The organism is Roseibium sp. (assembly GCF_965216085.1).
Classification (GTDB): Bacteria; Pseudomonadota; Alphaproteobacteria; order Rhizobiales; family Stappiaceae; genus Roseibium.
The window spans coordinates 1314935-1327784 of sequence record NZ_OZ244138.1; the positions used below are offsets into that span (position 1 = coordinate 1314935).

11 protein-coding genes are annotated in these 12850 nt (G+C 54.3%); 9 read left to right on the top strand and 2 right to left on the bottom strand.

The genetic code is table 11. From position 1 onward, the window contains the following. The first annotated feature begins 1 nt into the window (after position 1). Both ACOOFE_RS06040 and ACOOFE_RS06045 read left to right on the top strand, forming a co-directional pair. Positions 2 to 1249, top strand: a complete 1248-nt coding sequence (locus tag ACOOFE_RS06040; protein WP_420414130.1) for a CCA tRNA nucleotidyltransferase — start codon at positions 2 to 4, stop codon at positions 1247 to 1249. A gap of 86 nt (positions 1250 to 1335) precedes the next feature. Continuing rightward, the gene (locus tag ACOOFE_RS06045; RefSeq protein WP_420414131.1) at positions 1336 to 2457 is read left to right on the top strand and encodes an HD-GYP domain-containing protein; all 1122 of its coding nucleotides are present in this window, start codon (positions 1336 to 1338) and stop codon (positions 2455 to 2457) included. 26 nt (positions 2458 to 2483) lie between these two features. Here ACOOFE_RS06045 and hemF read toward each other — a convergent pair whose 3' ends face one another. Together hemF and ACOOFE_RS06055 are read right to left on the bottom strand one after the other, a co-directional pair. After that, positions 2484 to 3410, bottom strand: coding sequence for an oxygen-dependent coproporphyrinogen oxidase (gene hemF / locus ACOOFE_RS06050; RefSeq protein ID WP_420414132.1), 927 nt, complete (start codon positions 3408 to 3410; stop codon positions 2484 to 2486). Between the two features lie 48 nt (positions 3411 to 3458). Then, positions 3459 to 3935, bottom strand: coding sequence for a tRNA (cytidine(34)-2'-O)-methyltransferase (locus ACOOFE_RS06055; RefSeq protein ID WP_420414133.1), 477 nt, complete (start codon positions 3933 to 3935; stop codon positions 3459 to 3461). Positions 3936 to 4065: 130 nt separating this feature from the next. On the opposite strand from ACOOFE_RS06055, the gene ACOOFE_RS06060 reads away from it, so the two are divergent. The 7 genes from ACOOFE_RS06060 (at position 4066) to ACOOFE_RS06090 (ending at position 12830) form a co-directional block, all read left to right on the top strand. Further along, the gene (locus tag ACOOFE_RS06060; protein ID WP_420414134.1) at positions 4066 to 5919 is read left to right on the top strand and encodes an ABC transporter ATP-binding protein; all 1854 of its coding nucleotides are present in this window, start codon (positions 4066 to 4068) and stop codon (positions 5917 to 5919) included. Positions 5920 to 6007: 88 nt separating this feature from the next. Continuing rightward, complete coding sequence (locus tag ACOOFE_RS06065) at positions 6008 to 6412, top strand: DUF2177 family protein (RefSeq protein ID WP_420414135.1); 405 nt, start codon at positions 6008 to 6010, stop codon at positions 6410 to 6412. Between the two features lie 186 nt (positions 6413 to 6598). Then, complete coding sequence (locus ACOOFE_RS06070; RefSeq protein ID WP_420414136.1) at positions 6599 to 7918, top strand: methyl-accepting chemotaxis protein; 1320 nt, start codon at positions 6599 to 6601, stop codon at positions 7916 to 7918. Between the two features lie 453 nt (positions 7919 to 8371). Continuing rightward, on the top strand, positions 8372 to 8842 hold the full coding sequence (locus ACOOFE_RS06075) for a hypothetical protein (RefSeq protein ID WP_420414137.1): 471 nt from the start codon (positions 8372 to 8374) through the stop codon (positions 8840 to 8842). Beyond that, positions 8835 to 10673, top strand: a complete 1839-nt coding sequence (locus tag ACOOFE_RS06080; protein WP_420414138.1) for an ABC transporter ATP-binding protein — start codon at positions 8835 to 8837, stop codon at positions 10671 to 10673. Before ACOOFE_RS06075 ends, ACOOFE_RS06080 begins: the two co-directional genes overlap by 8 nt. Positions 10674 to 10978: 305 nt before the next feature. Continuing rightward, a complete protein-coding gene (gene petA / locus ACOOFE_RS06085) occupies positions 10979 to 11539 on the top strand; it encodes a ubiquinol-cytochrome c reductase iron-sulfur subunit (protein WP_141185578.1) in 561 nt (186 codons plus the stop codon). 25 nt (positions 11540 to 11564) lie between these two features. Continuing rightward, positions 11565 to 12830, top strand: a complete 1266-nt coding sequence (locus ACOOFE_RS06090) for a cytochrome b (RefSeq protein WP_141185579.1) — start codon at positions 11565 to 11567, stop codon at positions 12828 to 12830. The last annotated feature ends 20 nt before the right edge of the window (positions 12831 to 12850 follow it).

Here is a 12850-nt window from a genome sequence, read left to right on the forward strand (position 1 = left end):
CATGAAGGAAAAGGCGCATCAGATACTCGCTGCGGCTGATTGGCTGCAGTCGAAAGATATACAGGCCGTGTTTTCTGCGATTGATCAGGACGGGGATAGTGCACGCGTTGTTGGCGGGGCAATCCGAAACACATTGCTGGGATATTCCGTTCCCGACATCGATATCGCGACCACAGCGATGCCTCAGGATGTGATGCGCCGTGCTTCCAATGCGGGTTTGAAGGCAATTGGAACCGGGATCGATCACGGCACCATCACGGTGATCAGCAACGGTTTCCCTTATGAAGTGACGACATTACGGGAAGATGTCGAGACCTACGGCCGGCAGGCCCGCGTGGTGTTTGGCCGCGATTGGACCAAAGATGCGCTGCGCCGGGATTTTACGATGAATGCCCTTTACGTGGACCGGCATGGGTACTTGCACGATCCGCTGGACGGCCTTGAGGATTGTTTTGCCCGCCGGGTTCGTTTCATTGGCGATCCCGATATGCGCATCCGCGAAGATTACCTGCGAATTCTACGGTTCTTCAGGATCTATGCAGCCTATGGCGAAGGCGACATGGATGCAGACGGGCTCGGTGCATGTTTACGTGAGCGTGACGGATTGCGTCATCTTTCCGCAGAGCGCATTGGCCATGAAATGCGCCGTCTAATGGCAGCGCCCAAGGCGGCCATTGCCCTGCGAATGATGAATGATTGCGGCCTTTGGGAAATCGCAACAGGCGGGCTGGCCCGGATTGACGATTATGATGCTTTGCGCGCGCTCGATGGAATAGCTGCTGAAACCCGCGATCCGGAACTTGGGTTGATTGTCCTTGCTGGGTTTGTCCGCGAGGATGTGGACCGGGTGGCAGACCGGCTCCGCCTATCGAATTCGGAACGCAGACGAATGATGACCGGCTGGTCCGTTTATAAGCAGTTCCGGCAGGCGGATATTTGGCCAGATTTGGAGTGGTTGTTGTATGTTCATGGCCGCCAAGGCGCTGTTGATGGGCTGCTGGCCTATTGGGCAGCTTTTGAGGCACAATACCGGACCGGTTCGAAACCGGACTTTGTTAAGTCTCTGAATACTTTGCGAACGGCCGATATCCCGATCTTTCCATTGAAGGGCGCGGATGTGATTGCCTTGGGCCATCCTCCAGGGCCAGGCGTCGGCCAGTTGCTCAAGTCACTTGAGCAGATTTGGCGCGAGAGTGGATTTACGCTTGATAAGAAAGATCTGATGTCCCGGGTGGTGATCAACGTTTAGCGAATTGATAAGGGTCCTTCGATAAATATCCTAGAAGGTTCCGCTGGGTCATGACGCGGGGCTGGGAGGATTCGGGGAAACGGGCAATGCCACAAAGCGAAATCATATTGATCTCCGATGGGCCGCTGCCGATGGCATCGCCACTGCGTAAAGTGCCGTTTTTCTTCCCCGCACGTCTGATCGACATGGCGAAAGTCTCCGAAAAAACAGCCGGAGAAGCAGCTGTTGCTGTGATTGAGCTAATCGGATCGAGCGAAGCTGGAATGTCGGCTCTGAAAGCATCGTGGCAGACCATTGCCGAAATCCCAGTGATCTGTATTGTTGCCAAGTCGGATCGCAGAGAACTCACACAAGCCGCTGCACTCGGGCAAACGGAATTGTTGGATCGCGAGGCGCCGCTGGCCCTGTTGCTGCAGCAAATCCGAAAGCATCTCAATACCGACGTTCTTGCTGACCTTCCAGACGATACGCCTGCAAAGACTTCTGAGGCTTATGGCAAATCAAATGCGTTTCTTGAGTCCTTGTGTATGTCCGCTTCCACCGATATGGAAATCAAGGTCAAGGCAATGGAGGACAGTGCCGCGGAAATGCTGTCTGCTATTGAGCTGGATGGATTGACCGCTTGGATGCAGGCCGTTCAGCACCACCACAGCGGCACGTATAGTCATTCCCTGAAAGTGTCTGGTCTGGCCGGAGCCTTTGCACGCCATCTCAAGTGGTCTGAAGCCGACTGCAAGGAAGTGATTGCCGGCGGGTTGGTACATGACATCGGCAAAATGCGTATTCCTCTGACGATCTTAGACAAGCAATCTGCACTCAGCGATGAAGAATGGGCATTGGTCCAAAAACATCCGATCTATGGTCAGGAGATCTTGAAACCGCGCTTAGAAGTTCCTTTTGAAGTCAAACGAATGGCCATCCAGCATCACGAATATTTGGATGGGTCCGGATATCCGAATGGCCTAAAGGGAAAACGTATTTCGCCGAAGGTCAGACTGATAACTATTTGCGATATTTTCGTCGCTATGACCGAGGAGCGGGCCTACAAAGAGGCTATTCCGGTCCGTCAAGCCCTGGTGAAAATGAGAGAAATGGGGCCAAAACTCGATCAGGATATGTTGCGTCAATTCGTCGGTATGATCGTGGATAGGGGCTTCGGGGAGGTCTCAAAGTCAAGTTCGGCGGCGAATAATGGCGCCGCCGCCTAAATCACCGCACTATTTTTCCGTCAATTCTAGGGCCACTTAACCACAGGTGGCATGGACGACAGAATTGAGGCGACATTGCCGCCGGTCTTAAGCCCGAAAATTGTGCCACGATCATAGAGAAGATTGTATTCCACATAGCGGCCCCGGCGGATTAATTGTTCTTCGCGCTGGTCATCGGTCCAAGATTTTTCAAAATTGCGGCGGACCAACTCTGGATAGATTTTAAGAAATGCCAGGCCGACGTCCTTCGTAAACGCCAGATCCGCGTCCCAATCTCCACTATTGAGATAATCATAGAAAATGCCGCCGATGCCCCGCGGTTCATTGCGGTGTTTTAGGAAGAAATACTCGTCGCACCAGTCTTTGTACCTTGGATAATCCGCTACTGCATGCCGGTCACATGCTGCCTTCATCGTGTCATGGAAACTGACCGTATCGGGATCTTCCTGGGTGCGGCGGGCATCGAGAACCGGAGTTAGATCAGCGCCACCGCCGAACCATTGCCGGGTTGTGACAACCATGCGCGTGTTCATGTGAACCGCGGGCACATTGGGATTGTGCGGGTGGGCAATGAGGCTGATCCCCGAGGCCCAAAATCTTGGATCCTCGCTCGCGCCAGGGATTTGCCCCCGGAACTCAGGTGAGAATTCACCGTGGACCGTCGAAATATGAACGCCAACTTTTTCAAACACACGGCCATGCATCATCGACATGACCCCGCCGCCACCTTTGGCTCCGGTGCTGTCGGTGCGCTCCCAAGGTGTCCGCTCAAACCGGCCCGCAGGCTGGTCGGCTAAAGAGCCTTTGCGATCACCGATTTCGTCTTCCAGCGTTTCAAACGCACCGCAAATCTGATCGCGCAGATCTTTGAACCATGCAGCGGCTAACTTCTTCTTGTCCTCGATACCATCAGGGATCGGTCCACCACGGGATTCAGGAGAGTTTGCTGTCATCGGTAATGCCTCGGCATAGAACGCGTTTTCCCGGAAGGTATTCCCGGCTCAAGATTGGCCTGCTCTTTTAGGAAATGCTTGTGTCTGCCGCAAGGCCTCGCCAAGCACCATGCCGGTGGAAACAGCAACGTTCAGCGAGCGCATGCCATCGGCCATAGGGATGGTCAGCCGGCCATCGGCGAGAGCATGAATGTCTTCGGGCACACCGGTGCTTTCCCGGCCCATAAGCAAGATATCTCCGGGCTGATACTCAAAATCTGTAAAGGCCAGGTCAGTCTTGGTGGTGAGCAGCAGAAGACGGCGGTTTTGGTGGCACCGCCAGCTGTCGAAAGCTTCAAAATTGATGTGCCGGTTCATCGCCGCCCGCTCAAGGTAATCCATACCCGCGCGCTTCAAGGCGCTGTCGGATATCGGAAAACCGGCCGGTTCGATGAGGTGAACAGTGACGTTCAAACAAGCCGCCAATCTTAGGATCGTGCCGGTGTTTTGGGGGATGTCAGGCTGGTAAAGGGCGATATCGGGCATAAGTTTAGTCCTTAGAAATCCAACGCCTCGTAGCAGGTCGTTCGCTTTCTGTCATGCACCGTGGCCCAAGCCTTGGTTCCACGCGTAAGATAGTTGCTAGAATCAATTGCCCGCCCTGTCTGGAAAACTCATGTCCGCCCTGTTCCGGCTTTTTGAATCCTGGATCGATCCCTTCCGTCCGCTGCCCGAGGCTCCGATCCCTCGCGGCGGCCTGGCCTTTTTGTTGTTCTTTTTAAAACAAGCGCGCTGGCCGTTTTTCCTAATGTTGTTTGCAGGTGGCCTGACGGCTTTTGTAGAAGTCACACTGTTCAGTTTTCTCGGCAAAATCGTTGACCTTCTGGACAGCAGCACCCCTGAAACATTTCTTATCGATCATGCATGGACCCTGGCGGGCATGGCGGTTTTCGTCGTGGTCGTAAGGGTGGCAGCCAACACCTTGATGGCCTTGCTTGAAGAGCAGACAATTGTTCCGGGGTTCTTCAATCTGGTGCGTTGGCAGGCACACCAACAGGTGATGCGCCAGAGCCTCAGTTACTTTCAGGATGATCTGGCCGGCCGGTTGTCCCAAAAGGTCTTGCAGTCTGGCCTGTCTGCTGGCGACTTCATGGTCAATCTTCTGCAGGTCGTTTGGTTCATCGTGGTCTATGCCTTGACCACCCTCGTGCTGGTCGCGGATCTGGATCTGCGGCTTGGAGCCATCGTGTGCCTGTGGCTCGGTTGTTTTTTCCTCACAGCATGGATCTTCGTACCGCGGGTTAGGGGAGCGGCAAAGGAGACTGCCAATGCCTATTCCGGCGCATCCGGGCGGCTGGTGGATACCTACAGCAATATTCAGTCCGTCAAGCTTTTCGGGTCTCTGAGCGAAGAGAACCGGGGCGCCCGGTCGGCGTTCTTGCATTTTATCGGCAAGTTGATGGCCTTTACTCGGTTGCTGACGACGATCCGGATGGTGATGAGCCTGATAAACGGGGTGATGATCGTCGCGATCACGGCCGTGGCTTTGATTGCCTGGCAAAATGGCGGCATCAGCACGGGGCATGTGGCTTTCACGTTGAGCCTTATTTTGCGGCTGAGCATTCTGCTCAATCGTTTGTTCAACCAGCTGAATGGCTTGTTCCGGAATTTCGGCACCCTCCAGGACAGTATGGAAGCCATCGTCAAGCCAGTGACGCTCACCGATAAAGTGGATGCTACAGCTTTAACGGTTAGCAAAGGTGCCGTGGACTTTCAGGGGATCAAGTTTCATTACGGCAAACAGGGTGGGGTCATTGATCATCTGGATCTCTCGATCAAACCGGGCGAAAGGGTAGGCCTGGTCGGACCTTCAGGAGCCGGCAAAACCACATTGACCAGTCTTTTGCTGCGGTTCTTCGACGTTGAAGCTGGTCGGATAACCATCGATGGCCAGGATGTTCGCAGCGTTACTCAAGATTCTCTTCGAAAGTCGATCGGAATGGTGACACAGGATCCTTCCTTGTTGCATCGATCCATTCGCGAGAACATTTTGTATGGGCGCCCGGACGCAAGCGAAACCGACCTTTATCAATCCGCCCGGCGGGCCCATGCGCTAGACTTCATTGAGGTATTGGAAGACAAGTCAGGACGCAAAGGATTCGATGCCTATGCCGGTGAGCGCGGTGTTAAATTGTCCGGCGGGCAACGCCAGCGGATCGCGATTGCCCGGGTACTTCTAAAAAACGCTCCAATCCTGGTTTTGGACGAGGCGACGTCTGCGTTGGATTCTGAAGTGGAAGCGGCGATCCAGGAAAATCTACAACAACTTATGGCGGGCAAAACAGTCATTGCGATTGCGCACCGGCTCTCGACCATTGCAGCTCTCGACCGGCTTGTCGTTATGGATGGGGGGCAGATTGTACAAGAAGGCACGCATGAGCAATTGCTGCAAGATGAAGCCGGTCTTTATGCTCAGCTCTGGCGCCGTCAGTCTGGCGGGTTTTTGCGGGCCGAAGCTCTGGCGGATTAGTTTTTGTTTCGGTTACGCTCTGACTGATTGTGTTTGATCTGAACAGCTGTGAGCTACGTAAAGGTCGGGTCAATTACCTGAGGGTCTTATGGTTCAGTTCGCCACCGCCTATGTCACCACCGCCATCGTGTTTTTCGCAGTCGACTACGTCTGGCTCAGCCAAATCGCGACACGATTTTATTTTGATCGGATAGGCCATCTTCTTATGGATCGGCCGAACCTGGCGGCAGCAGCCGCTTTTTATCTGATTTACGTTGTGGGGATCGTGGTGTTCGCTGTTGGGCCGGCCCTGAAAAACGGCAGTCTGGCATATGCGGTTATTTACGGTGCATTGTTCGGTTTCTTCACCTATGCAACCTATGACGTCACCAATTACGCCACCATGAAGAACTGGCCCGTAATCGTTGTGGTGGTTGATGTTGTGTGGGGTACAGTTTTAGCGGCGTCCTCCGCTGCGCTTGGTTTTCTGTTGAGCCGGCAGCTATTGAATTAATTCATCACTAAGAAGAAATGACGTGGGTGCGTTTGCCGGGTGACGCTGCGGTTTCTGCGTTGAGGCCTTAAGGCTTGTAGTTACTCATTTTTTACAGCTTTGCATTATTTATCGACGACGATTCAGGTTTGGGCAGGTGCGTTACCCGTAGACTGCCATGTTTGTTGGGTTGGAGCCCGGACTATCGTGACGCTTTCCATAAACGGCCGTTTTGTTTTCATGGTGGTAACTGCCGCTCTGATCATGATGGGTGGTACGGCATTCGCCTTCTACACATTTCGGCAGGCATTAATCGCGCAGCTTGGAACAGCTAACGGAGCCCAACGTTTCCTGGAGGGAGATGTGGCTTCGAACATCGATGGGCTGATCCTGGATCAAATGATCACGATCGGTTTTACGATGTCACCGGTTGGCTTGGTCTTTCTTGGGATAGCGGTTGTTCTCGCGGTTGGAATTGCCCGCCCTTTGAGCCGGCTTCAGTCTGCGCTTGACCGTCTTTCGGCCGGTGATCTTGATATCGAAATTGATGGTGTCGATCGTGACGATGAAATCGGTTCTATTGCCCGATCTGTCACTGACTTCCGCAGTAATTTGGCTGAAAACGCTAGAGAACAGGCACGCAAGGAACAGGCTCATCTGGAGGCATTGACGGAAGAACGGTCAGCCTTGATGCACGATGTTGCCGATGACTTTGAGAAGTCGGTTATGGGGGTTGTGTCGTCTTTGATAGAGTCGACGGGAACGGTTGAAAACAATTCAGTGGACTTGAGAAACGCTGTTGAGTCGTCTCTTCAGGCGGTCTCTGAAGTCAGCAGTGCGTCAAGCGATGCCAACCAGTCTGTAGAGACAGTAACAGGGGCTTCCAATCGTTTGTCGGACTCCTTGTCGCGGGTTCGCGACGATGTCGATCAGGCCAGTGATATTGCAGATGCCGCTGTCGCCGAAGCCCGCAAAACTGATGAGATTGTTGGGCGTCTGTCGGAAACCGGCCGGGCAATCGGTGAAATCGTTGAACTTATCAGCCAAATCGCAAGCCAAACCAACTTGCTTGCTTTGAACGCCACAATCGAGGCGGCACGGGCGGGAGAGGCCGGTCGGGGATTTGCTGTTGTGGCCAATGAAGTCAAGGCGCTTGCCGAGCAGACCACAAAGGCAACCGACGACATTTCCGCGCAGGTTGCCGCAGTCCAGGAAGTGGCAGAGCAATCAGGTGTCGCCATTTCGTCGATTGCGGACACCATTCAGCGGGTAAGTGAAATTTCGTCGAAGATCCGGGAAGCTGTCGAAGACCAGACGTCTGCGACAGGGGAAATCAACGGCAGCGCACAGACGGCACTGGACAGCTCGGAGCGTGTTTCAGGCAATGTCAGCACATTGAACGATGCGATGGAAGCGAGTCGGACGGCAACGGAAGGAATGACCAGTGCATCCGCAGAATTGGGTAGTCTTTCCAATTCCCTCCAAGCTCAGGTGTCCCAATTCCTGCAAAGTGTCCGCGCAGCCTAAATCTTTGACGCTTGTCTATGGTGGTTAAGTCACGCTGCCTTACATGTCCCGGGCTGTATGAAGCATTACGACCGTGCACCCACATGTCACATATGTGGCTGATTTGTCACAGCTCTGGGTTTAGGTGCAGTTCGGCGGAAATCGCTCTTCCCTTAGCCGCGTTTCCAAAGTAACAAGAAGTCCTCAACCTTGACGGGTTGTTGTTTCGATCCCTTTGGCCGCCCGGCCAAGCAACCAGGAGGGCTTACATGCTGAATCGTTCGACGCACACAGCGACAGCCGTCCATCGGGTTCGCACGGGATCATCTGCGCGTTTCGCCTAAATAAGCGCGCCTGAGTTCCTAAAACTTTTCCGACGTCCGGCTTAAGCCGTCCATCAGTTCTGGCTGCATGCGTGTCCTTGCGCGTGTCTGCGGGCGTTTCTCTCAATTTACTTCGTTTCGGAGACACATCATGTCTTTCGGTGATCCCTTTGGGCCATTCCAGCCCAGCATAGGCCCGGATATCGTCCAGGAGCCACCTGTCCGGCGGCCAGACGTCATCATTGAGCCGTATTTGAAATCGCGCCCGTCCGCTCGACTGGGTATACGCAACTTCTTGAAGATATTCGGTTTGTTTGGCGGGGCGACTGGCGTTCTGACAGTGCTGTTTGCGGCGCCGGTCTTCATTTCCGAATTCGCGGCGATCAAAACTGTCGGCGTCCATGGCAAGACTCTGACAGCGCTCCAGTTCGCTGACCGGCTTGAAAATCTTCTGTTTGGTTCCTTTATCGTGGCAGTATCGCTGGTAAGTTTCTGTGCTTCGGCAGCGATTGCATCTCCGCGCCTCGGCGTGCGCGATCATGAGAGGGAGCCCTATAAATTCGAGTGCGGGGATGGTCATGCATCCGTCCAGCCCACTCATGCAAAGGTTCATCATGTATAAGTGGTTCGAAAACCTGATTGATCCGTTTGAAAACACGGAACTCGATGTGCCGCCGAAAGGCTTCTGGGCTTTCTGTTGGTACTACACCAAGCCGGTGTGGCCAATCCTTGCCGTGGCCTCGGTCTTGGGCGCTACAATTGCGATCCTGGAAGTCATGGTCTTCACCTTTCTGGGAGACCTAGTGAATTGGCTGGGAACGGAAAACGCTGAGACGTTTTTTGCTGACAATTGGGGGCGGCTCCTTTGGATGGGGGCTGTTGTTCTCGTCCTTCTGCCAGCGGTCTCGGCGGTTTGGGAAATGGCTTTCCATCAGGGGCTGATGGGCACCTATCCGATGTCGGTGCGCTGGCGGGTTCACCGGTATCTGCTCCGCCAAAGCGTAGCGTTTTATCAAAACGACTTTGCCGGCCGGATCGCCAACAAATTGATGCAAACGGCCCTGGCTGTCCGGGAGGTTGTGACCCGAATTGCGGATATCCTTGTCTATGTCGTCGTTTATTTCGTCGCTGCTTTGTTCGTGGTCGCTGAGGCAAGCCCGTATTTTGCGGTACCCTTCGTGGCCTGGCTGTGCGGATATCTGCTGACAATGCGGATCTTCATTCCACGATTGAAGAATATCTCCCGGGACCAGGCAGATGCCCGCTCGCTCATGACCGGTCACGTGGTGGATGCTTACACCAATATTTCCACCGTGAAGCTCTTCTCGCATGCTGCGCGCGAAGAAGACTATGCCAAGAGGTCCATGCTCGACTTTCTGAAGACAGTTTTTCTTCAGATGCGTTTGGTGACGGGCATGAACATCACTTTGATGGTGTTGAATGTCGCTTTGCTGTTCGGGGTTGCGGCACTCTCTATCGGCCTGTGGCAGCAAGATCTGGTGGGGACGGGCGAAATTGCAGTCGCTGTGGCGCTGGTTCTCAGGCTTCAGGGCATGTCCCAGTGGATTTTGTGGGAAGTCTCGGGCCTCTTTGAGAACATCGGTACCGTTCAAGATGGCATCAACACCATTTCGCGGGAACGCGACGTGGTTGATGAGCCGGATGCAAAGCCTCTAGTTGTCGAAAAAGGCGAGATCCAGTTTGATAACATCCGGTTCCACTACGGCAAAGATGCCGGGGTGATTGAGGACTTGAGCTTGACCATCAAGGCCGGTGAAAAGATCGGGCTCATTGGCCGCTCTGGCGCCGGTAAGTCCACCTTGGTGAATTTGCTTCTCCGATTCTATGATCTGGAAGGTGGCCATATCCGGATTGATGGACAGGATCTGTCTAAGGTCCGTCAGGATGACATTCGCAAGAATGTGGGTGTGGTTACACAGGATACGTCGCTGCTGCACCGGTCGATTTTCGAGAACGTTGCCTATGGCAAGCCGGATGTCAGCCGGGAAGAGGTCATGGCGGCGCTTAAAAAGGCGCACGCCCATGAATTTGTGCACGGACTTGAAGACCAAAACGGCCGGACCGGTCTTGATGCACACGTCGGCGAACGTGGTGTAAAGCTTTCCGGTGGTCAGCGCCAGAGAATCGCGATCGCCCGAGTGCTTTTGAAGGATGCGCCGATACTTGCGCTCGATGAGGCTACATCGGCATTGGATTCAGAAGTGGAGATCGCGATCCAGGAAAGCCTGTTCGACTTGATGGAGGGCAAGACCGTGATTGCAATTGCTCACCGTTTGTCGACGATTGCGGCCATGGATCGTCTGATCGTGATGGACAATGGCCGAATCATGGAAGAAGGGTCTCATCACGAGCTGCTGGAGCGCAATGGGGTGTATGCGCAGCTCTGGCAACACCAGTCCGGGGGCTTCCTGGCACCGGTTCAGGCCGCCTGATTCAGACGAATAAACAAAGCTAGGCCGGGATTTTTGCAAATTCCGGTCTTGCAGCTTCCCAAAAAATGGCAGAAAAACGGCGCTGTTGTGGTTTGATCTGCGACATATGGGTAATGAGGCGTTTGTTGAACTGGACAAGCGCTTTGAAGGGTGCAAAAAGACACACGCTTTGCTGGGTGCGGAAACTCGCCGCACCTGGTCACCGTTGAGCCCGGCATTCGTTCGCTGATGTTCCTTTCAAGGGAAACATCCGGACATGCGCGGGCTTTCGGTACAGGTAGAACAGGTTTCGAGAGGACGCGACCTTGGCACATACGGATCAGGCGGAACCAAACCGCCGCGATTTCCTCTACATTGCGACCGGCGCCATGGGCGTTGTGGGCGCTGGCGCGTTGGCATGGCCGTTCATCGATCAGATGAACCCGGATGCCTCCGCATTGGCTTTGGCTTCGATTGAAGTCGACATCTCTGCCGTGGAAGAGGGGCAGTCAATCACCGTGAAATGGCGCGGTAAACCGGTTTTCATCCGCAACCGCACCGAAGCGGAAGTGGAAGAGGCCAAGTCCGTTCCGCTTTCTGATCTTCCAGATCCGTTGGCACGTAACGCCAACCTGCCGGCAGATGCTGATGCTTCCGACGTCAACCGTGGCGTCGAAGGTCAGGAAAAATGGCTGGTTCAGGTCGGGATCTGTACCCACCTTGGCTGTGTGCCGCTTGGCGATGCCGGCGACTACAAAGGCTGGTTCTGCCCTTGCCATGGCTCCCACTATGACACTGCCGGCCGTATTCGTAAGGGCCCGGCTCCCGAGAATTTGCTGATTCCGCCGCTGCAATTCGTTGGCGATTCAACGATCAAAATCGGCTAACGGCAAAGATTTTTAGGAGACAGCCATGGCTGGACATTCGAATTACGTACCGCAGAGCGCTGCGGCGAAGTGGCTGGAAAGCCGCCTGCCGGTTATTTCGCTCATGCATGGGTCCTTTGTGGATTTCCCGACACCGAAAAACCTCAATTACTGGTGGACTTTCGGCGGCATTCTTTTCTTCGTGCTGATTGCTCAGATCATCACCGGTATCGTTCTGGTGATGCATTACACTCCGAGCACTGGCGCAGCTTTTGACAGCGTCGAGCACATCATGCGTGATGTGAACTTCGGCTGGCTGCTGCGTTACCTGCACGCCAACGGCGCATCGATGTTCTTCATCGCCGTCTACATCCACATTTTCCGCGGTCTCTACTACGGTTCCTACAAGGCGCCGCGCGAGATTTCCTGGATCCTGGGTGTCATCATCTTCCTGATCATGATGGCAACTGCCTTCATGGGTTACGTTCTGCCATGGGGCCAGATGTCTTTCTGGGGCGCAACCGTGATCACCAACCTGTTCTCGGCGATCCCGCTGGTGGGTGAAGATATCGTGATCTGGCTGTGGGGCGGCTTTGCGGTCGACAATCCAACGCTGAACCGCTTCTTCTCGCTGCATTACCTGCTGCCGTTTATGATCTTCGGCGTGGTTCTGCTGCACGTTTGGGCATTCCACACCACCGGTAACAACAACCCGTCCGGTGTTCAGCCAAAGACCAAGCAGGACACGATCCCGTTCCACCCGTACTACACGGTCAAGGATCTGTTCGCGATCATTGTCTTCATGATCTTGTTCGCGTATTTCGCATTCTATCTGCCGAACTACATGGGTCATGCGGACAACTACATCGAAGCCAACCCGCTGGTAACACCGGCGCATATCGTTCCGGAATGGTACTTCTTGCCGTTCTACGCGATCCTGCGTGCAGTCCCGGATAAGCTGGGCGGCGTTATTGCGATGTTCGGTGCTATCGCGGTTCTGTTCATCCTGCCGTGGCTTGACACTTCCAAGGTTCGCTCTGGTGCTTACCGTCCGCTGTTCAAACAGTTCTTCTGGATCTTCGCGATCAACGCGGTCGCTCTTGGCTACCTCGGCGCGATGCCGGCTGAAGGCTGGTACGTGATCTTCTCCCGGATCTGTACCCTCATCTACTTCGGCTACTTCCTGGTTGTCCTGCCGATGCTCGGCTTCTTGGAAAAACCGTTACCGCTGCCAGCTTCGATTTCTGAAGCTGTCCTGAAAGGCGGGTCCGGCACGCCGGCTGGTGCAACAGCTGCACCGGAAACGAAATAACGCGAACCGGATCAGGAGTT